Here is a 22,040-nt window from a genome sequence, read left to right as displayed (position 1 = left end):
CCAATTACCGAGCCGCATTACTGTATCGACGACTTCAAGGCCATATCCCCGCTTCCCGTCGTTGATATGATCGCGGAAGTAGCCGGGCCATCGAAACTCGCGGTCTCAAACGGATCGGAATTATTGGAACTCGCACAGTGGAGTGAACGGCGTTTTTGGGACATATCCTCTGGAACCCGGAGTGGGATGAATTCATCAGCATCCCGAGGGGGGTGATTGGGATGGCCACAACTTGCGAAGACAAGTTTCGAGCAGTGCCAAGAAGTCATTCGGAGTGGAGAGTCGTGATTGGATCGAGGCGCATGGCGCGCAGCGCCGGGATATAGCTGGCGGCAAGCGCGAGAGTGGTAAGTACAAGGGTGACGCCAGCGAACGTGGTCAGATCGGTAGGCGACACGCCGTAGAGCAGACCGGCCATGAGATGAGAGACGATGAGCGCACCGGCCACACCCAGCCCGGCGCCAGCGGCGGCCAGACCGACGCCCCTGCGCAGGACCATCTTGAGGATATTGCCTCTTTGAGCCCCCAGCGCGAGGCGAACGGCGATCTCACGTCTTTGTTCATTCACAACATAGGAAATAGTCCCGTAGATTCCAAGCCCGGCCAACAGCAAGGCAGTGGCCGCGAAGAACGCGACAATTTCCATCGAGAATCGCCTAACGGAAAGCGAGTCCGAGAGGACTTCATCCAGGGTCTCTGCATGGAAGACGGGAAGTCCCGGGTCGACGGATTGGATCTGCTCACGCACTTGTGCGGAGATGGCGCCGGGATCGAGTTGTCCACGAAGGAAAATGGCCAGGTCTTTGGAAGGGCGCTGGTATAAGCTGCGGTAGATCTGCGGAATTACTGCGTCCGCCAACGATTCCGTACGGGCATCCGCAATCACGCCGACGATCGTGGTCCAGGCTGGCTTGGCAGAGCTCACCAGCCCGCGGGTATCCAAGTGCAAACGGACGCGTTTGCCAAGCGGGTCCTGGTTTGGCCAGTAGGTGCGAGCCGCGGCCTGATTGATGACCGCAACCTGAGGCGTATCCTCAAGGTCCTGGTCGTGGAAAAGGCGTCCGCGCAACAGCGGCATGCCCAACAGGTGGAAGTATTCGGGCGAAACGATGGGACTATCGATCACAGGAGCCTGATTGTCCATCGTCTCGATGCCTTCGCGGATCAATGGCAGCCTGGTGGGCTGGCTGTGGCCCAGGGGAAGAGCGGCCTCGTCGCCGATGGCCGCTTCTTCTACGCCCGGCAGAGTTCGGCTGCGGCGAAGAATCTCGCGCAGCAAGACCGCTTCCTGCGTGGCGGTTCGATAGGGGTCCATCGTGGGATCGTTGGGCCCAGGCAGCCAGGTTTGAATGGCCATGACGCGGTCAGGATTGAAACCGGGCTGCACCTGGAACAAGTCCCAAAAACTGCGCAGCAGAAGGCCTGAGGCGACCATGAGCACGAGCGAGAGCGCCAATTCACTGGTGACCAGTATCTGGCGGGCGCGCGAGCGTTCCCGTGAGCCGCTGGAGCCGCGTCCTTCCTGCCGAAGAGTACCGATCAAATCAAAGCGGCTCATGAGCCACGCGGGAGCAAGCCCAAAGACGGTTCCGGCTGCGACAGAGACGGCGAGAGCGAACGCCAGCACGCCCCAGTTGATCGATATGTCGTTCAGGTGCGGGAGGCTCTCCGGAATAAGCCGCAGCAGGAAATGCCCGGTGCCGAAGAGAATGCCGATACCAGCGATTCCGCCAAGCAGGAAGAGCAGCAGACTTTCGGCGAGGAACTGGCGGATGAGGCGCGTTCTCTGCGCTCCCAGAGCCTGACGGACCGCGATCTCACGACCTCGCAAACTAGCCCTGGCGAGCAGGAGATTGGCGACGTTGACGCAACTGATCAGGAGGACCAATCCTACCGCACCGAACAGCAGAATGAGAGATTGACGAACGCTGCCGACCACGCTTTCGCTGAGCGGAATCAGGCGCACGGTCCATGCGGTCTGTGCCGGATACTCCGCAGGATATTGCTTTTTCAGCGATGCAACCAGCGCATCGAGGCGCCCCTGCGCGGCCGCAACCGAGAGACCGGGCCTCAGGCGCGCGAGGACCGCTCGACTCCGCAGACGCGAATCGCGCTGCGGGGGCGGAAACGGCACACCGGCAAAGCCGGCTCCCAGCCACAGTTCCACATTCTGCTCGTCGCTGGTTGAGCCCTGATCGCGAAAACCGCGCGGCATAACGCCCACGACGTGATACAGGTCGTTGTCGAGGCGCAGAGCTTTGCCGAGAATGTGCGCGTCGGCTCCGAACTCCCTCCTCCACAGCCCGTCGCTGATCACGACCTCCAGGTTGTAGCCGGGAGTGGCATCGTGCGGATCGAATGTGCGGCCCAACTGCGCGGCTACACCGAGCACCGCGAAGTAATTCGGCGTAACTTGCTTGAAGCTGAGACGCAGGGGCTGCGCACTGCCGGTGAGGTTCACGTTTGCGCCAGTGCCTGTTATCGCCGCGGACTGGAATATTCCGGAACTCTCGAGGTCTCTCCACTCAGGGACGGAGATGCCGACGCCCTGCGCGCCTACGCCGGGAAGGTCGTCCACAACGCGCACCAACTGGGCGGGGCTTGGGTACGGCAAAGGGTGCAGCAGCGTGGCGTCGATGACGCTATAGATCGCGGTGGTGGCTCCGATGCCCAGCGCCATTGTGGCGATCGCAATGAAAGAGAATCCAGGAGATCTCAGAAGCATGCGAACCGCATACCGCAGGTCGAAGAGCAGATTCTCGATAAGCGGAATGCTGTGCTCGGCGTGGTGGTGTTCGCGAATCGCCTGAGCCGCGCCGAGCTTGAGCGTGGCCTGCCGCCGCGCCTCGGCGGGCGACATTCCGGCGCGCAGATTCTCCTCTGTCTGGAACGCTAGATGTTCGGCGATTTCATCCTGCAGGCGTTGGTCGGCACTCCACCCTGTGGCGAGATGCGAAAGGCGTATGAAGAAGCGTCGCAGGAATGTCAAGTTAAATCCTCCGCCTTGACTTTGAAAAAGCGCGCGATGATCGCCGCGGTTTGCTCCCATTCGCGGGTCTCCGCCTGGAGTTGCTTGCGGCCGGTCCCGGTAAGCCGATAGAAGCGCGCGCGGCGGTTGTTTTCCGATGCGCCCCACTCGGACGCAATCGAGCCTTCATGCTCGAGCTTGAGCAGCAAGGGATAAAGCGTGCCCTGGTTGACAGCCAGAAGGTCTCCGCTTATCTGCTCGATGCGCCGGGCAATTCCCCAGCCGTGCTGCGGTCCCAGGACATCGAGTGTCTTGAGGACCATCAGCGCGAGCGTACCTTGCAAGACGTCGGGCTTTTCCTTCATGGTGAGTTGACCTTTAGGTTTCCAAAAGGAATAATGCCACACTTCCTTTTGGAAAGCAACAGGACATTTTGGGCTTCTATTCGACGACAAATCCAGAAGAGCTGTCGGGAAACCGCCGGAGTGGCGCATGCCGAGGCGGAAAACAGCAACCCGCAGGCATACGATGCGGTGGCCACAACTGAGGCGACACTCGTCGATATTCGTCCCGAGGGTCAGCGCGCGATCGAGGGCAGTATTGCGGGCGCGTTAGTTGTCGAACGTAACGTGCTCGAGTGGCGATTCGACCCGGCCTCCGGCGCGCGGCTGCCGGTCGCGACCGATCATGACATTCAGGTGATCGTGTTCTGTTCCGAAGGCTACACCTCAAGCCTCGCGGCTGCCGCTCTGCAGGATCTAGGACTCTGGCGCGCGACGGACATGGTTGGTGGATTTCATGCATGGCACGCAACGAGTCTGCCGATTGTGCCGCCAAGCAACGCTTCCTAGGCCGGTCCTGCCAATGAGCGGCATGCTCAGTTTCTGAACTTTGTTCGCATGGCCACTGACACGAATAGCCAGGTCAACTTAGCGATCTCGGCGTAGATCAAGAATTTTCATTGGAACAAGCAGGTATCCGATCGGAAGAAGTAAAATACGTACTATGCGATATGTAGTTAGCCTTTGCACTCGTCGAAGTGCCTATAGGTAAGCTTGCTACCAACTGCAGTGCCGATCCTTAAGACCGCTAAACCATGCATACAGGGATAAAGTGCCAGCACCACAAAAATCCAGATCGAATAGACCATTTGCTACGTCCTTCTGCTTCAGCCGGAGTTCCCGCCGTGTTGATGAATCAACAAATCAGCTCGAGTTCGCGGCGGGTTACGAAGGAACTCGCCGAGACGTACCAACGCAATGTCCTCGGTCCAAGCAACTGCCAGGTCTAAAACTTCACGCGCTGCAAGAGCTCGTCAAATCTCGGGTCGGAACGCAGCCCATTTAACGTAGGGTCCACCTTCACGTATGCCATGGACGTGGAATGGTCAGCGGAGGTCTTTTCCAGCCAATTCAGAGCCTGACCATCCTCCTTCAGTCCGGCGTAGACCATCGCCACCGCAAACGCGGGAACGTATTGGTGAGCGGATTTATTCAGTAGAGAGACGAGAATCTGGTGCGCATCGCTAGTCCTACCGGCCATCGCGTAGGCATGCCCCAGGCCTGCGGTGTAGTAGACGTCACCTCCCGAGAGTTGCACGGCATGGGTGAACTCTGTGATTGCCTGGTCGTACAAACCCCTTGTTTCGTAAACATCGCCGAGGCGAAAGTGAGTACGCGGAAAGCTCGGGTCGATGTCGATCGCCTTGTTCAGGGTCTGGATAGCCTCTTCATAATGACCGGCCAGGCAGAACGTCCATCCCGCGTTGCTGTTCACACTCAACGACAGGGGGTCCTCCTCCACCGCGCGCCGTGCCTCCTCCAGCGCCTCCGGAAAGCGCCCCATCGCCGCCAGGTTTTCAGCATTCCACGAGTGCGCCATCGCATAGTTGGGATTTACATCGAAGGCGCGCTGAAACTCGTTCTGCGCTGCGGGGCCATTCCAGTCGAAATAGAAGTCAATCAATCCTAGAGTCGCATGCGCGTCGGCCAGGTCTTCATTCATCTGGAGAGCCTTGTTCGCTGCATCCCGTGCCGCCGGAAACGCCTCTTGAGGAGGAATCGCCGCATACAGTCCCAGCGCGGCATAAGAGTCGGCCACTCCTTCATACGCTTCAGCGAAGTTCGGATCCATCCGTATCGCCTCGCGGAAGAACTCCAGCCCTTTCATCATCCCTTCATTCGTCCGCTTGTTCCAGTAGTACCTGCCCTTAACGAACGCGCTGTAAGCCTCCTGGTTCTCCGTGGGCCTCTTCGTAAACCTCTTCTCTTCCTTGTTGTTCAGCTGCAGACGAATGGAATGTGCGACTCGCTCCGACACCTCATCCTCCAGGCTGAAGATATTGGTGAACTCCTCATCGAACGCCTGTGCCCACAACTGCGCTCCATCTGCTACCCTCACCATCTGGACCGTCATACGCACGCGATTCCCCTCGCGCTGAATCCTCCCATTGATGATCGCGTCTACCTGCTGCTCCTTTCCTGCGCCCTGCACGCTGATCGAGCTGTTCCTGTACTTCTCGATCGCACTTGTTGGCCGGACCAGAATCTTCCCTGTATTCGACAGTCTCGTGATCAGCGCGTCGGCCGTTCCCAGACCCAGATACTCATCAGAACCCGCGCTCCCCATCGTCGCAAAGGGCAGTACCGCCAGTGACTTGATCGGACGGCCATTTGCCGAAGCGGTAGCCACATGCCTGCTTGCCAGCCACCAGCCGGCGATAGCCAATAGACCGGCGAGCGCGATGGCCGGACCGGCCATCCACTTCCACCCAGCCCCCAGCCTTGCCAAAGCCGTATATTCAACCGGCGCAATCACCACCGGCTCCTCCTCCATGTGTTTTGGGTGCAAGTGGATGGATTCCAGCGGAGCCTCGGGCCCCTCCACCACCTGGGCCACAAACCGATACCCCTGCTTCGAGACGGTCTCAATATAGACATGCTTCCCGCGATCGTCGCCCAGAATCTTCCTCAGATGCGAGACTGTGACCGCCAGATTACCCTCCTCGACCGACACTCTCGGCCACAGAGCGTCCATCAGTTTTTCTTTCACCAGCAGCTGACCATTGTTCTCCACCATCAGCACAAGCAGGTCAAACGCCTTCGGAGTTACAGAAACAGGTCTGCCCTGGCGAAGAAGGAGCCTCTGAACCGGGTCCAGGCTGAAGTTTCCAAATTCGTATAAGTGGCTGACCGTATGGGACATCGAGCTTAATAATTCCTTTATCTTTTTTTCGCACTTCTCAAAAGACTTTCATCGGCTCTCAATCTACGGTGACAGGTACCTCATCACGGGAGTTCTTCGTAGGCCCGAGATTATAGGCACAGCGAACTACGCAAGTCGAGACGTAAAAGAGGAGCGGCCATGCATGACGCAGCCCATCGCCCCAACGAGCCGGTGAAGATCAGCCCCTTCAACCAAGTCCCAGTCGCCATTGATGTCCCCGAGTTGATTTACGGACTGCTTCCACGCCTGCTGAAGAGACCGGTAATCCGTAGACTCGCCACGCGCTCTGGAGCGTTCTTCCTGTTGGCTCTGCTTCTCGCGTTCGCGGTCGGCACTTCCTACGCACAGACCAGCCGCGCAAACCTCTCCGGAACTGTCGAGGACGCCACCGGAGCCAAGATTCCCAAAGCTCAGGTCGTCATCACCAACGTCGACACCCGAATCAGCCGAACCATCACCGCCAACGATGACGGCAACTACAACGCGCCCGCTCTGACTCCCGGCAACTACATCATCAAAGTCTCCGCCCCGGGATTCGCCGGAGAAACACGCAAGGGTGTCGTTCTGACTGTCGGGGAAGCCTCCCTCATCAACTTCGCGCTCAAGGTCGGCAGTATCACACAGGAGGTTGTCGTAACAGAGAGCCCAGCCTCGGTTGACGTAACCAGCTCGCAGCTTAGCAACGCCGTCAGCGGCCACGAGATGCGTGAGCTTCCCCTCAATGGCCGCTCTTGGACCGACCTTGCCTCCCTCTCACCGGGCGTGACCGTCATCCAGACCCAGCCTCCCGTCAGCGCGCCCGACCGCATGAAGCGAGGACTCGGCGGTCAACTCAGCATCGCCGGCGGGCGTCCCCAGCAGAACAGCTACCTCCTTGACGGAATCAACATCAACGACTACTCCAACGCCGGTCCCGGAAGTGTGCTCGGAGGGAACATCGGAGTGGACGCACTGCAGGAGTTCACCGTCGTCACTACGAATCCCACGGCGCAGTATGGCCGTACTGCGGCTGGAGTCATCAGCGCCGTCACTCGCTCGGGAGCTAACGCTTTCCATGGAAGCGCCTACGAGTTCGCCCGCAACGCCGCCCTCGACGCCCGCAACTACTTCGATCCCGTCCAGAAGCCGGACTTCAGCCGCAACCAGTTCGGAGCCTCCTTCGGTGGACCCATTCAAAAGGAGAAGACCTTCATCTTCGGCGACTATGAAGGCGTCCGCCAGAATCTGGGCGTCTCCTACATCGACACCGTCCCCTCTCCAGCTGCTCGCGTCGGAACCCTCTGCGTCCCCTCAGCCGACGGCTCAAACCCCTGCGCCTCCACCATGCAGGTAACCCCCGACCCCGCCATCGTCACCTTCTTGAACGCCTTTATCCCCTTACCGAACACCGGGACTACCCAGGGAGACACCGGTACCTACACCTTCCCTGCCTATCAGGTCACCAGCGAGAACTACTTCACTATCAAAGTCGACCGCACCTTTTCTCAGAAGGACAGCGCCGCCGTCGTCTACATGTATGACAACTCACCAAGCCAGCAGCCGGATGCCTTCAACAACGTCCTCACCCTCAGTAAAACCGTTCGCCAGGCGGTCTCCATCCTCGAGACCCACATCCTCTCCTCCACCACAGTAAACACCTTCCACGCTGGCTTCAGCCGTGACAACGCCGGTTCCCCTTACGCCGCTTCCGCCATCAAGCCCGCCGCGGCCGATCCGCAGTTCGGCTTTCAACCCGGAGACAGCGCTGGAATCGTCCAGGTCCCCGGCCTCACTACCTTCACCGGAGGCGTCAGCGCCGCCAGCCCGCTGCTCTTCCGATGGAACTCCTTCCAGGGCTATGACGACGTCTCCCACACCGCCGGCAAGAATAACGTCACCTTCGGCGTCAGCATTGAGCGCATCCAGGACAATCAGGAAAGCTCCGATGCTCCCGGAGGCAACTTCTCCTTCCCCTCTCTCGATGACTTCATCACCAATCAGCCACAGTCTTTTATCACCACACTGCCCTCTACCCTCACTCCGCGCAATTTGCGGCAGACCATCTTCGGCGCCTACGTACAGGACGACCTCCGTCTGACCCCAAACCTCACCCTCAATCTTGGCCTCCGCTATGAGACTGCCTCTGTCCCCTACGAGATCAATGGCAAGCTCTCCAACCTTCGCATCCTGCAAGGCGACACTCCCTACCTCGGCAACCCCTACATCAAGAACCCAACCTTCAAAAACTTTCAGCCCAAGGTAGGCTTCGCCTGGGATCCCTTCCACGATGGCAACACCTCTATCCGCGGAGCCTTCGGCATCTACGACGTGCTTCCTTACATCGTCGAAATGGGCAGCGGCGTTGACGCGGCCTACCCCTTTGCCCAGGACGCCAGCACCGGCGTCCTTCCCGCTGGAGCATTTCCCACCACCGCCTACCAGATCGTCGCCAACAACCCCGCGAACCGCAACTTCTATGTCCTTCAGTACAATCCGCCGCGCAACTACATTATGATGTGGAATCTCAACGTCCAGCGCGCCATCGCCAAAGACACCACCTTGCTCGTCGGCTACGTCGGCTCCCGCGGTGTCCATAACTGGTACCAGACCGACGACGCCAACATCGTCCTCCCCACCACTCCGGACGGAAAGAGCTTTTACTGGCCTACTCCCATCGGCAGCGGAATCGTCGTCGATCCTCTCGTAGGCCAAACCCTCGATGCACGCTGGAACGGTAGCTCCTCCTTCCACGGGCTGGAGACCCAGATCACTCAGTCTCCCTGGCATGGCCTCCAGGGCCAGCTCTCCTATACCTGGTCCCGCTGCATCGATACCAGCTCCGGCTCGGCTGCCTCCGATCAGTACAGAAACTCACTCAATGTCGACCTATACATCGCGCCCGCCACCCATCGCGGCCCCTGCGACACAAACGTCGGCCAGAACCTCACCATCAACGCGATCTGGAACCTCCCCGGAGACCAATCGCGGCATGGCATCGCCGGATGGGCCATTAACGGCTGGCAGACCGGCGGCATCTTCAGCGCAGCCAGCGGAGCTCCCTTCAGCGTCACCATCGGCGGAGATCCCCTCGGAACCAACGCCGCCATCCCCTTCGACTTTCCCGACCGAATCAAAGGCTGCGGCAAAAGTCTCACCACTGGAGATCCAAACGGGTTCATCAATCTCAAATGCTTTGCCTTCCCCGACCCCGTCAATCGCATGGGGAACGCCGGAAGAAACGAGCTTACCGGCCCCAGAAGCATCAACTTCGACTTCTCTCTCTACAAGAACACGCCCATCGAGAGGTTCGGCAAAGGCGCCAACCTCCAGCTTCGCGCCGAGATCTTCAACCTCATGAACCACGCCGACTTCGCAGCGCCCACCGACCACTTCCAAATCTACGATGGGTCAGGAAACGGCGTTCCCTCCGCCGGTCTCATCGACCAGACAACCCTTACCTCCAGGCAAATCCAGTTAGCGGTCAAGCTGACCTTTTGATCTGTCCAAACCTCTCGCCTGCATCCCGAGCAGCACACAGGCCTGGAACATGGCCCCAAGGAACTGACCATGAGAACAGAGATCGCTCCAGACGTTCCGCTGCGCAAGCCCTTCTACCAGAGCCTCTCCGTGCAGGTCACTGTGGCGATCGTTCTAGGGGTCGCTCTGGGCCGCTTCGCACCGCAGACCGCCATCGCCATGAAGCCGCTCGGAGACGGTTTCATCAAACTCATCGCCATGGTCATCACCGTGGTGATCTTCTGCACTGTCGTCACCGGCATCGCTGGCATGCAGGATATGAAGAAGGTAGGGCGCGTCGGAGGCAAGGCCCTGCTCTACTTCGAGATCGTCTCCACTCTTGCGCTTCTCATCGGCTTGGTTGCAGGAAATCTCGCCCACCCAGGCATCGGATTGAACGTCAATCCGGCCACCCTCGACGCGAAGGCCGTAGCTGAATATTCAGGTGCCGCCAAGGCACAAAACACTACACAATTCTTGCTACACATCATCCCCACCACCATGGTGGATGCCTTCGCCCGCGGGGACATACTGCAGGTCGTCTTCATCTCTGTCCTCTTAGGTGTTGCCCTCGCCATGATGCACAGTCGTGCCGAGCCTCTCCTCCGCCTGCTCGAGGTGCTTACACAAGCCATCTTCACCATCGTCAATCTCTTTATGCGCCTCGCTCCCATCGGCGCGTTCGGAGCGATGGCGTTTACCGTGGGCCGCTACGGTGTCATGTCCCTCGGGCCCCTGCTCAAGCTCATCGTCACCTTCTATCTCACCTGTGCCTTCTTCGTCTTCATCGTCCTCGGCGCTGTCTCATGGTTGGCAGGCTTCAACATCTTCCGGTTCCTGCGCTACATCAAGGAAGAGATTCTTCTCGTACTCGGCACCAGCTCTTCAGAGTCGGCTCTCCCCAGCCTCATGGAGAAGATGGAACGCCTCGGCTGCTCCAAAGCTCTCGTTGGCCTCGTTGTCCCTACCGGCTACACCTTCAACACCGATGGCAGCAGTCTCTACATCACCATGGCCGCACTCTTCGTAGCTCAGGCCACGAACACCCATCTCACGATCGGCCAGCAGCTCAGCCTGTTTGCTGTTGCAATCCTCACCTCCAAGGGCGCCAGCGGTGTACAGGGCGCAGGTTTTGTCGCGCTCGTCGGAACCCTCATCGTCGTGCCCACGATCCCGGTTGCAGGCATGGCGCTCATCCTCGGCATCGATCGCTTTCTCAGCACCTTTCGCGCCCTGGTCAACATGATCGGCAACGGCGTAGGCACCATCGTTGTAGCCTCATGGGAGGATGAGATCGAAGGTTCCGCACTCACCCTGGCTCTCGCCACGCCGAAGAACCGCACCATCGACCAACAGATCATGGACCAACAGCTCATCGACCAACAGATCTCGGAGGGTGAAGAACATGAACCCATCGGATGAACCCGTGCTCAGAGATTCCACCGCTCCAGAGAACACGCCTTCGCGCCGAAGCTTTCTACTCAACTCCTCTGTGGCCCTCGCGAGCACCCTGGCCCTGTTGGGAGACCCTCCCATCCTTAGCGCCCAGCAAATCTCGCAACCGGCCATGTGGAGCCGAGAGTATTGGGCCAACAGGGGAGACATCAAACTCTACCTCTTCCGCAAGAACTCCGGCCCCGCCTCGTCAGGCCACTCCACCCGCCCCATCCTCTTCCTCTGTCACGGCTCCTCTGTCTCCTCCCGGCCAACCTTCGACCTCGAAGTTCCCGGCCACGGCGAATACTCCCTGATGAACAAGTTCGTCGAGTTCGGCTTCGATGTCTGGACGATGGACTTCGAGGGCTACGGAAGATCCTCCCCCTCCGCTGGCAACTCGAACATCGCCGACGGCGTGGAAGACCTGAAGGCAGCCAGCCTGATCGTCGAACAGGAGACCGGCCAGCCCAACTTTCATCTCTACGGAGAGTCCGGCGGCGCACTCCGCGCTGGAGCCTTCGCCGTCGCCCAGCCCGCCAGCGTCCGTCGTCTCGTCCTCGCCGCCTTCACCTGGACAGGCAAGGGCTCTTCCACCCTCACCAAGCGCGCCGAGTCGCTCGACTCCTACCGCACCCACAACCTCAGGCCCCGCGGCAGAGACGCCATTCGCAGCATCTTCACCCGCGACAAACCTGGAACCTCCGACCCCGCCGTCGCCGAAGCCATGGCCGACGCCGAGCTCAAATTTGGTGACTCCGCCCCAACCGGAACCTACCTCGACATGTCTGCCAACCTTCCCCTGGTCGACCCCACGAAACTCTGCGCTCCAGTCCTCATCGTTCGCGGCGAGTACGACGGCATTGCCACCGAGGAAGATCTGCTGAACTTCTTTCGCTGCCTTCCCGTCCCCGACCGCGAGTTCGTCATCCTCCCCGGAGCCGCTCACTCTGTCGCCCTCGGCACAAACCGAAGCCAGCTCTGGCACACCATGCGAGCCTTCCTCGACATGCCTCCACGTCTCGACCAGAAGCCTCCTCCACCCACGTCCGGTTTATAACTGTTTGTTCTTTAACCTCTAAGGGCAGTCCGCAGCAGCACTCTGCGTGTACTTTCGGAAAGCGAGCACACTCTCTTCCCATGAGTCTCTTCAATCTGCTCTCCCGCCGTGCCTTCCTCGTTCAGGGAGCTTTGGCAGGCGCCTCCGCAAACGCGATCCCCCTCGTCTCCTCTCCGCAGAAACCCGCGCCGCAAGTAACTAGCGACGTCCAACTTTCCACCCCCACTCCCCCCGCCACCCGCATCCTCGCCGATTGGCTGGTCTCCTGCCAGCCATCCGACGTACCAGATAACGTCCACAAGGAAGCCGTGCGCTCTGTCGTCAACTGGGTCGGAGTCACCGTCGGAGGCTCTGGCCAGCAGGCCGTCCTCCGAGCCCTCAGCACCCTTCAGCCTTACACTGGCACCTCAGCCGCCCACCTCTTCGGCCGGTCCGAGACCCTAGATCCGCTCCGCGCCGCCCTCATCACCGGCATCAGCTCCCACGTACTCGACTACGACGACACGCACCTCGAAACCATCATCCATCCCGCAGGTCCCGTCGCCAGCGCGCTCTTCTCGCTCGCACAGAGCCGCCCCGTCAGCGGAGCCGATCTCCTTCACGCCTTCATACTCGGTACCGAGATCGAGTGCCGCCTCGGGAAAGCCATCTACCCCTCCCACTACGATATGGGCTGGCACATCACAGGAACCTGCGGGGCCTTCGGTGCTGCCGCCGCCTGCGGGCGCATCCTCGGACTCAACCCCCAGCAGATGCAGTGGGCGCTCGGCATTGCGGCCACCGAGGCCGCTGGCCTCAAGATCATGTTCGGAAGCATGTGCAAGAGCCTTAACATCGGCCGCGCCGCCGAGAACGGCCTCCTCGCAGCTCTCCTCGCCGCAAAAAACTTCACCAGCTCCGACGAGAGCATCGAAGGTCACGACGGCTACATCTTCGCCGCTTCCCGCCAGCACGACTACGCCCCTCTTCTCGACGGACTCGGCCAGCACTACGAGATCGCCCGAAACACCTACAAGCCATTCGCCTGCGGCATCGTCATCCACCCCATCATCGACGGTGTCATCCAGCTCCGTAACGAGCACAACCTCAAAGCCGCCGAGATCCGCTCCATCGCCATCCGCGCCAACTCCCTCGTCCTTGAGCTCACCGGCAAGAAGACGCCCACTACCGGCCTCGAAGCAAAGTTCAGCGTCTTTCACTCTGCCGCAGTCGCTCTCATCCGCGGCTTTGCAGGGGAGAAGGAGTACACCGACGAGGCCGCACGCGATCCCCAGGTCATTGCCCTTCGCGAGCGTGTCTCTGTCGCCGTTGACCCCGCCATTCAAACGGACGAGGCTTACATCACCATCACCACCACCGGCGGCCAAATCTTCACCAGGCATGTAGAGCACGCCGTAGGCAGCGTACAGAACCCGCTCACTGACAAGGACCTCTCCTTTAAATTCACCCAGATCGCCACTGGAATCCTTCCCCCCGCCCAGATCGAAAAGCTCCTCACCTTCGCCTGGAACCTCCCCGCGCAACCCAACGCCGGCGACCTGCCCCGCCTCGGAGCCCTCGCATGAAAAACCCTACCCACCACCGTAACGAGGTATTCATGCCGAACCAGAACGACGAAAGGCCTTCCGCCGACGCTCTATCACGCCGCTCCTTCCTGGAGGCTGGTTCCGCAGTCTTAGCCGCAGCAGCCTTAGGAGGAGCTAGCATCTCCGCCCAACAGCCGCCCGCCATCTCGCCTAACCCATCCGGCTCTAATCCGGGTCAAGAGAACCTTCCGCTCCTCAAAGAAAACCCCAGCTCTAACAATCCTCCCCGCACTGACCGCGGAGACGTCGGCCCGATCTGGTACTCCTTCGACCTTAACCACAAACGCCTGGAGAACGGTGGCTGGACACACCAGGTCACTCAGCGCGAGCTTCCTCCCTCCAAGGATCTCGCGGGAGTCAACATGCGCCTCACCTCCGGCAGCTTCCGCGAGCTCCACTGGCACACCGCAGACGAGTGGGCCTACATGATCTACGGCTCCGCTCGCGTAACTGTCCTCAGCCCCGACGGGACCATCCAGATCGAAGATGTCTCCAAGGGCGACCTCTGGTTCTTCCCCGCCGGCTTCCCGCACTCCATCCAGGGCCTCGCCTCCGACGGTTGCGAGTTCCTTCTGGTCTTCGATGAAGGATTCTTCTCCGAGGAGAACACCTTTTCCATCTCCGAGTGGGTCGCTCACACCCCGCCAGAAGTTCTCGAGAAGAACTTCCGCCTTAGCAGCAGCGAGCTCTCGAAGCTGCCCACACGCGAACTCTTCATCTTCCCCGCCGCGCTCCCGCAGTCCCTCGAGCGAGACCGCCAATCCGCAGGCGGTCCCTCTGTCGAATCGCCCATCCAATACATCTTCCGCGCCGGATCCATGCCGCCCACAAAGTCGTCTCCCCAAGGCGAAGTTCGCATCGTCGACTCGCATAACTTTCCCGCCTCGAAGTCCGTCGCCGCCGGCATCGTAACCCTCAAACCCGGAGGCCTGCGCGAGCTCCATTGGCATCCCACCGCCGCCGAATGGCAGTTCTACATCGCAGGCTCCGGCCGGATGACCGTCATAGCCCCAGGCGGCCGCGCACGCACCATGGACTTCAACGCTAACGACGTTGGCTTCGTCCCCACCGCTGCTGGTCACTACATCGAAAACACCGGCTCTTCCGACCTCATCTTTCTCGAGATGTTCAAGCTCGATCAATTCGTCGAGTTCTCCCTCAATAACTGGATACGTCGTCTTCCCCCAGAGATGGTCTCAGCTCACCTCAACCTCGATGCCTCTTCCATAACCCGCATCCCCGCGGAGAAGCTGGCCATCCTCTAGGCGCACATCACGATTGCAATTCTGCAAGGTATTCTCGCCGTTGCGATTCTCCATCCGCACCGCGATTCGCCTGAATTCCGGAGACTCAATGGACGCACCGCACATATCGTTCAAACCAATGGAGGCCTCAAACTCAGGCCCCAAACTCACACGCCGGAATCTGCTCGCAAAGGGAAGCTGTGTACTGGCCGGTGCCGCTCTGCATCTTCCTTCCTATCTCTCCTCGCAGTCACAGCAAACGCCCTCCGTCTCCGCTCCCATTGGCCCTGTCATGCAGACCCTCAGCGCTTACATGGCCCAGGCCGCCACACGCCCCCTGCCTCCCGCCGTCATCGAGCAGACCAAGGATCACATCCTCGACACCTTCGCCGCCATGATCTCCGGCTCACAGCTTCCTCCCGGCCGCGCCGCCATTGCCTTCGCACAATCCTACGGCGGCAAGCCAGTCGCCACCGTCGCCACCTCTACCATCCTGTGCGGTCCGCTCGAAGCCTCCCTGGCCAACGGAGTCCTCGCACACTCCGACGAGACCGATGACTCCCACTCCCCCTCGCAGTCCCACCCCGGCTGCGCCGTAGTTCCTGCCGCCCTCGCCGCAGGCGAACATTTCAACATCTCCGGCTCCCACTTTCTCCGCGCCGTCACCCTTGGGTACGACATCGGCCCGCGCCTCGGCGTCACTCTAGGTGGAGTCAACTACCAGACCGAGACTCACCGCGATCCCCACGCCACCTCCGAAGGCTTCGGAGCCGCAGCCGCCGCAGGCTGTGCCGCCTCCCTCGACACCCGCCAGATGCGCCTCCTCCTTGACTACGCATCGCAGCAATCCTCCGGCTTCACCGCGTGGCAGCGGGATACCCTCCACGTCGAAAAGGCCTTCGTCTTCGCCGGCATGCCCGCCCGCAATGGAGTCACCTCCGCCTTGCTAGTTCAGGCCGGCTGGAGCGGAGTCGACGACGTCCTCTCAGGCCCTGAAAGCTTCTTCGCCGCCTACGCCCCTCACGCCAATCCTCAGGGCCTCATCGATGGCCTCGGAGAACGCTACGAGATCACACGCACGAATATCAAAAAATGGTGCGTTGGCTCGCCCATTCAAGCGCCGCTCGACGCCGTTCAGCTCCTTCTCAATCAGCACCCCTTCACCCCGGATCAGATCCGTCACGTCACCGTAAGAGTCGCCACCCGCGAGGCCTCGATCGTCGACAACCGCTCCCTCCCCGACATCTGCCTTCAACACCTCGTCGCCGTTATGCTCGTCCTGCGAACCCTCACCTTCCGCTCTGCCCATGACGCCGCTCTCATGAAGGACCCCGGCATCCTGCGACAACGCGCCAAGGTCACTCTGATCGGAGACGAAGAGCTAGAGAAGCATCTCCCCGCCCGCGAAGCCACCGTCGAGATCCTTCTCAATGATGGCACCGCCCTCACCCAGCACGTCGACGCCGTCCGCGGAACTGCCGAGAACCCCATGAGTCGGGAAGAGATCATCGCCAAGTCCCGCGACCTCATCGAACCCGTCCTCGGGCCTGCGTCCTCGAAGGCGCTTATCTCCGCAGTCCTCCAGCTCGAACAATTCACTGACATTCACCCTCTCAGCCGGTTGCTTCGGAACTCGTCATGAGATTGGAACACAAGCGCAGGGAGTAAAAGGCGTACAAGTTCGCGTCGACGCTTGGCTCAAAGGCGAGGAGACCGCGCCTCGGAAGTAACCTTCGCACTTGATGTCAAAAGCGTGCTGGAGAAAATCCACGTCATGATCGACTCGAGGGTCCGGAGGTTCGGATCCAGCCCGGGTTTGAACCAGATTCCTGGGAGCACGACGGCGGGAGTGGCCGAGAAGTCTATTGCGCGCGGTTACGTATCTCGCGACGTGTGTAGAGGGCATGGATGAGCGTGGCGGCAAGCGCGGTCCAGCCCGTCTGGTGCGAGGCCCCAAGACCGCGTCCCGTGTCACCATCGAAGTACTCGCTGAACAGGATGAGGTCTTTCCAATAGGGATCGGTAGCGTAGCGTTCTTCTCTGCCGTGGCTGGGTCGGCGGCCATCCTTATCGGGCAGGAAGAGGCTCACCAGTCGGCGCGCAATGTCTTCAGCAATCTCGACAAGTGTGTGCTGCTGGCCGCTGCCGGTGGGATATTCAAGCTTGTAGTCATCCCCGTAGACCAGGGAATAGCGCTCCAATGCGTTGATCAGCAGCATGTTCATAGGGAACCACACGGGACCTCGCCAATTACTGTTGCCGCCAAACATGCCGCTATCTCCCTCCGCCGGCGTGTAACGAACGGTAAAGCGCTGTCCCTGAAGATTGGCTTCGAACGGATTCTCATGATGATGCCGTGACAGTGCGCGTATGCCGTGTGGTGAGAGAAACTCTGACTCATCGAAGACTCGCTGCAGAATGCGATGGAATCGGTCGTGGGGAGCAATCGCAATCCACTGCGAACCGTTAATCTCGGCGTCGGAAACCTCAGCCTTGCTGACGTACTCGGAGAGCTTCTCTTTGTGCATCAAGAACCAATTCGTGCGCTTCTCAAAATCCGTCAAGCCTTCGACAGTTCTTTTCTTCATGATGCACACAGCAAAGAGTGGAGCAAGGCCAACCATGGAACGCACCTTCAACGAAATGCTGCGCCCGTCGTCGTGCTGCAGCCGATCGAAATAAAATCCATCTTCTTCGTCCCATAAGCCGGTGCCTCCAACGGAGTTGATGGCATCGATGACCGCTATGTAATGCTCGAAGAACTTGCTGGCTATGTCCTCGTAGGCCGTTGACCGCTGCTGGGCGAGCTCGAGTGCAATCTGCAGCATGACGGAGCAATACAGTCCCATCCACGCTGTTCCGTCCGCTTGGTGCATGGACACGCCATTGGGTAGGGTGACGGAGCGATCGAAGACTCCGATATTGTCGAGTCCTAAGAAACCGCCGCCGAAGAGATTGTGTCCCTTCTCGTCGTTGCGGTTCACCCACCAGGTAAAGTTCAACATGAGCTTCTGGAAGGCGCGCTCGAGAAAGTCTAAGTCTCCGACGCCGTTCTCATCGACACCTAGACGATAAACATGCCACACTGCCCATCCGTGCACGGGAGGATTGACATCGCCAAAAGAAAATTCATATGCGGGCATCTGCCCGTTGGGGTGCATATACCATTCGCGCAGAAGGAGAAGAAGTTGATTTTTCGCAAACTCCGGATCGATTCTTGCCATGGGAATCATGTGAAACGCCGTGTCCCAGGCAGCAAACCACGGGTACTCCCATTTATCGGGCATTGAAAGGATGTCACGACAGAAGAGGTGCCGCCACTCTTCCGATTTTTTCATGCGCTCGGCTGGCGGTGCAATCTGTGTAGGGTCACCCGTCATCCATTGTTCAGCGATGAAATAGTAAAACTGCTTACACCACAGCAGGCCGGCGAAGGCTTGGCGCGAGATGTTGCATTCCTCTGCTGTAGCCTCCTGTGAGATGCGCTTTGCGTAGAAGTCATCTGCCTCCGACTTGCGTGTTGCGAAGACCTCTTCGGCACGGGTAACGTCCATCACCGCTGGTTCGACGTCCAATGAGTGCTCGGCGCCGACGCGAACAAGACGAAGGTAAAGCACCTGACTGCTAGCTGGCTCCAGCATGAAGCGGTATAAAAACGCGCACTTTGTGCCGCTGTTCTCCTTCACCGCGTTCTGGTCGCCATGGACGAGACAGCGATCGAAGCCGTCTTTGCTGAAATGGTCCGGGCCATCATAGTTTGGATCCAGGCGGCGCATGTTGCTGTCGTTTTCAGTAAAGAGAAGACGCTCAGGCAAAATCGCACCACCATCCACCGGTTCGAAACGATAAGCACCCAGAATCTTATGGGCTGCTTGTACACGGAATGGGCCGGTCTGCGAGATGATGGGTTTTGTCTTTCCGGTCGCCTCCAGATTTTTCCACGACCAGTTATTACGAAGCGTAAGTTGAGGCAGTATGGTAAGCGGCGCCACATCAGGCCCACGATTGTGTGCGGTGATGCGGATTACCGTATCCTCCGCGTCGGCCTTCGCATACTCAATGAAGATGTCGAAGTAGCGGTTGTCGTCGAAAATTCCGGTATCCAGCAGCTCATATTCCGGCTGGTCGTAGCCACGCCGCTTGTTCTCCTCACGAAGCTGGTCGTAAGGGAAAGCAGTCTGCGGGTATTTATAAAGCGCTTTACAGTAGCTATGCGTCGGAAGTGCGTCCAAATAGTAGAACTGCTCTTTGACGTCTTCACCATGATTCCCTTCGGGGTTGCCGAGGCCAAAGAGGCGCTCCTTTAGTGTGCGGTCTCGCCCGTTCCATAGAACGGTGCTAAAGCAGAGACGGCACTGGCGGTCAGTCCATCCGAGCAGGCCATCCTCACCCCAGCGGTAGGCTCGGTACTGAGCCATCTCATAAGGGAACGAGTTCCACACATCGCCGTTGTAAGAGTAATCCTCACGAACGGTTCCCCACTGACGCTCCGGTAGATACGTACCCCATCGCTGCCAGTTCTTGGTGCGAGACTTATTTTCAATAAGGCGCTGGTCTTCGGTCGTCCTCGGGGATGTATCGCGCATAGTCCACCTTACCTCAGGAGTGTTGCCGATAAAGGCTCACCCGAGCTAGAGTCTCATGGAAAGCAACGAATAAGCGGCGGGTTTCAAAAAGACGGGACCACCACTGACTCAAGGACATACATCTCCGCTATACGGAATCGCTTCGCGACATATCAACAGAATAAGTCCACTAAATGGAATGAGAAGGGTGCCTCCCTAAAAAAGTTCAAGTAGGATTTCCTACGACCAATATGAGAGAAATAGATCTTCGCTTCAAGTCGGAGCGCACACCTTCTTCGATGTTCGGGACGCCAAGGATCAGCCTTCACTCCCCGGGGACAATCACGCCGGGGAGATAGGAAGGTGTCGCGGCGGTCTCGGAGATGGTGAAGAACTTTTGTTGCCGCCACTCCAGCCACGGAACCGCTCGGTATCGAAGATGCCCAGATCTATATTGGTGTGTTTGTCGCGTTGAGTGTACGAGAGTTCCGCCACCCGACGTAGGAACATAGGTATCCCGGCACTGTACCGCTTGCTGTCTGTGGGAGAGAAAACGGCAGTTGTTCACTCAACGCATGTCCACTCAACTACGAGCCAGCCAATCGCTGATTCGAGCATGATAGCTGCGACTCATGGCAATTTTATGGCCATTTACCAACACAACTATGAATTCGCCGCTGGGTTCCGTACGCACTTCCTTCAAGTACTGCAAATTGACGATGGCGGAACGATGCACGCGCAGGAACATTTGTGGGTCAAGCTTTTCTTCCAGATGACTCATTGTCTCCCGCAGCAGATGCTTGTCCGTTTCCGTGCAAATGCGTACATAATTTTCTTCGGCTCCAATCCAACGGATGTCTGAGACGGGGAGAAAGAGGATGCGACCACGAGACTTGAAGACGATACGTGTTGTATAGCTCGCGTTCTGGCTCCTGCGCTCATTGCTACGTCCGGCATTTTGCTTTGTAGCGTAAATCTGCTCACAGGCACGCTGCACCGCCGCATGCAAGCGCTCGAAGGTAAACGGTTTGAGTAGGTAGTCGACTGCGTGAATCTCAAACGCGCGCAATGCATAGCAGTCATATGCGGTCGTAAAGATAATGCGCGGCACAACGGAGTCGCTGCCGACAGAGAGCTTGCCGATGATATCGAAGCCGTCCATGCCTGGCATTCGAATATCGAGAAAAAGTAACTCAGGTCGAGTAGCACGCACCAAGTCGATCGTTTCGGAAGCTGATGCGCCTTCACCGACAATTTCGATCTCAGGCTCCTCGCGAAGCAACTGGCGCAGCTTCTGTCTCGCTAAGACTTCATCGTCGGCCAAGATGGCGTGGATCATCATGCACCAAACCTTGTCAGTGTCTCCGTAGGACTAGCAGAGAATTGTAGTGGGAGCGTTATAGTTACCTCGACCTGATCTCGTGCGACCTCGCGTATACAAAATGTGTGTTGATCTCCGTAGTGCAGCTGCAGGCGGCTCTTAATGTTGGCCAGCCCAACCCCTTGACCCTCTGAGGCTTTGGGCGGATTCGAATTCAAGCCCGCGCCGTTGTTGAGAACACTCAGCGTCAGACGCGAGTCTTTTCTTGTTGCCTCGATATGGAGCAAGCCATTGCGGTCGAGCCTGGAGAGGCCATGAGTGTAGGCGTTCTCGATGAGCGGTTGGAGAATCATGGCAGGTACAAGAGCATCATGCAACTCCGGATGTACCCATAGTTGCTGGTGTACACGGCCCGTGAATCTGCGCTCCTGCATTGCGAGATACATCTCCACAAACTCCATTTCGTCATTGAGCCGAATGAACTGCACTTCGCCGCGCTCGAGGGTGATACGCAAGAGGCTGCCGAGTTGTTCCAGCATTGTGTCGGCAGCGGCGATGTCCGTCCGCATGAGGCTGGAGATGCTGTTCATGGTGTTGAAGAGGAAATGCGGATTTAACTGCATGCGGAGAGCGGCTATCTGGGCCTGAGCCAGTTGCACCGACAATTGAGCGGCCGCAGCCTCTTTTTCACGGAATTTCTGGTAGTAGCCTATGCCGCGAAAGAGGACAAATGTACACCAGAAAATGACCATGTTGTCGACAAACTCCGCGTCCAAATGAAACGCCAGCCTGGACCAATAGGTCATGTGCGGGCGATTGAGTGGGAGATGCGGAAAGCAAGCCACCCAGATCATCTCTTCAACGACACTGGTAACTACGCTGAGCGGAAGCACTTGCGTGAAGATGCGAAATGCGTTTGCCTGCTGAATCCAGGGCCCGCACCATCTCCACAGCAACCAGCAGATGACGCCCCACAAAAAATATTGCACCCACCATGCTCCAAAAATGAGCCCTATGCCCATGCGGTAACTCCATAGGCGCATAGTCATCAAATCCTGGAAGGCGAACAAGGTGCCTAGCAGGACCGACGCGCTCACAAAGATTGCCGGATGCATGAAGAATGGTTGTGCGCGTGTGCGACT

Annotated in this window: 13 protein-coding genes; 7 read left to right on the top strand and 6 right to left on the bottom strand. The window is 58.8% G+C overall.

What is annotated here, in order from left to right:
- Nucleotides 1-265: 265 nt before the first annotated feature.
- Both HDF10_RS08060 and HDF10_RS08055 read right to left on the bottom strand, forming a co-directional pair.
- Nucleotides 266-3,049, bottom strand: a complete 2,784-nt coding sequence (locus HDF10_RS08060; protein WP_260177719.1) for an ABC transporter permease — start codon at nucleotides 3,047-3,049, stop codon at nucleotides 266-268.
- The gene (locus tag HDF10_RS08055) at nucleotides 2,986-3,333 is read right to left on the bottom strand and encodes a PadR family transcriptional regulator (protein WP_183812271.1); all 348 of its coding nucleotides are present in this window, start codon (nucleotides 3,331-3,333) and stop codon (nucleotides 2,986-2,988) included. Before HDF10_RS08055 ends, HDF10_RS08060 begins: the two co-directional genes overlap by 64 nt.
- A gap of 120 nt (nucleotides 3,334-3,453) precedes the next feature.
- Here HDF10_RS08055 and HDF10_RS08050 point away from each other — a divergent pair, with 120 nt between their 5' ends.
- Nucleotides 3,454-3,819 (top strand): rhodanese-like domain-containing protein, encoded by a 366-nt coding sequence (locus tag HDF10_RS08050; RefSeq protein WP_311732697.1) that lies wholly within the window; start codon nucleotides 3,454-3,456, stop codon nucleotides 3,817-3,819.
- A 436-nt stretch (nucleotides 3,820-4,255) separates the two neighbouring features.
- Here HDF10_RS08050 and HDF10_RS08045 read toward each other — a convergent pair whose 3' ends face one another.
- A complete protein-coding gene (locus HDF10_RS08045; protein ID WP_183812267.1) occupies nucleotides 4,256-6,172 on the bottom strand; it encodes a tetratricopeptide repeat protein in 1,917 nt (638 codons plus the stop codon).
- A gap of 159 nt (nucleotides 6,173-6,331) precedes the next feature.
- Between HDF10_RS08045 and HDF10_RS08040 the strand changes: the two genes are divergently transcribed.
- The 6 genes from HDF10_RS08040 to HDF10_RS08015 all read left to right on the top strand — a co-directional run bounded on the left by HDF10_RS08040 (nucleotide 6,332) and on the right by HDF10_RS08015 (nucleotide 16,654).
- Entirely contained in the window at nucleotides 6,332-9,670 is a 3,339-nt protein-coding gene (locus tag HDF10_RS08040) for a TonB-dependent receptor (RefSeq protein ID WP_183812266.1), read from the top strand.
- A 69-nt stretch (nucleotides 9,671-9,739) separates the two neighbouring features.
- Nucleotides 9,740-11,110 (top strand): dicarboxylate/amino acid:cation symporter, encoded by a 1,371-nt coding sequence (locus HDF10_RS08035; RefSeq protein WP_183812264.1) that lies wholly within the window; start codon nucleotides 9,740-9,742, stop codon nucleotides 11,108-11,110.
- Nucleotides 11,094-12,182: an alpha/beta hydrolase gene (locus tag HDF10_RS08030; RefSeq protein WP_183812262.1), complete on the top strand. Its 1,089-nt coding sequence runs from the start codon at nucleotides 11,094-11,096 to the stop codon at nucleotides 12,180-12,182. The genes HDF10_RS08035 and HDF10_RS08030 overlap by 17 nt, the downstream gene beginning before the upstream one ends.
- Nucleotides 12,183-12,262: 80 nt before the next feature.
- Entirely contained in the window at nucleotides 12,263-13,747 is a 1,485-nt protein-coding gene (locus HDF10_RS08025; RefSeq protein ID WP_183812260.1) for an MmgE/PrpD family protein, read from the top strand.
- The gene (locus tag HDF10_RS08020) at nucleotides 13,744-15,033 is read left to right on the top strand and encodes a cupin domain-containing protein (RefSeq protein WP_260177718.1); all 1,290 of its coding nucleotides are present in this window, start codon (nucleotides 13,744-13,746) and stop codon (nucleotides 15,031-15,033) included. Before HDF10_RS08025 ends, HDF10_RS08020 begins: the two co-directional genes overlap by 4 nt.
- A gap of 88 nt (nucleotides 15,034-15,121) precedes the next feature.
- Nucleotides 15,122-16,654 carry an MmgE/PrpD family protein gene (locus HDF10_RS08015; RefSeq protein ID WP_183812258.1) on the top strand — a complete coding sequence of 511 codons (1,533 nt, stop codon included), beginning with the start codon at nucleotides 15,122-15,124 and terminating at the stop codon, nucleotides 16,652-16,654.
- 220 nt (nucleotides 16,655-16,874) lie between these two features.
- Here HDF10_RS08015 and HDF10_RS08010 read toward each other — a convergent pair whose 3' ends face one another.
- The 3 genes from HDF10_RS08010 to HDF10_RS08000 form a co-directional block, all read right to left on the bottom strand.
- Nucleotides 16,875-19,454, bottom strand: coding sequence for an MGH1-like glycoside hydrolase domain-containing protein (locus tag HDF10_RS08010; protein WP_311732696.1), 2,580 nt, complete (start codon nucleotides 19,452-19,454; stop codon nucleotides 16,875-16,877).
- Nucleotides 19,455-20,160: 706 nt separating this feature from the next.
- Entirely contained in the window at nucleotides 20,161-20,919 is a 759-nt protein-coding gene (locus HDF10_RS08005) for a LytR/AlgR family response regulator transcription factor (protein ID WP_183812254.1), read from the bottom strand.
- Nucleotides 20,916-21,920, bottom strand: coding sequence for a sensor histidine kinase (locus tag HDF10_RS08000; protein WP_183812252.1), 1,005 nt, complete (start codon nucleotides 21,918-21,920; stop codon nucleotides 20,916-20,918). The genes HDF10_RS08005 and HDF10_RS08000 overlap by 4 nt, the downstream gene beginning before the upstream one ends.
- Nucleotides 21,921-22,040: the final 120 nt, after the last annotated feature.

The sequence above is a fragment of the Tunturiibacter empetritectus genome, assembly GCF_014201375.1.
GTDB lineage: Bacteria > Acidobacteriota > Terriglobia > Terriglobales > Acidobacteriaceae > Edaphobacter > Edaphobacter lichenicola_D.
Note: the sequence above shows the minus strand (reverse complement) of the source record. Positions and strands in the feature narration are given on the sequence as shown.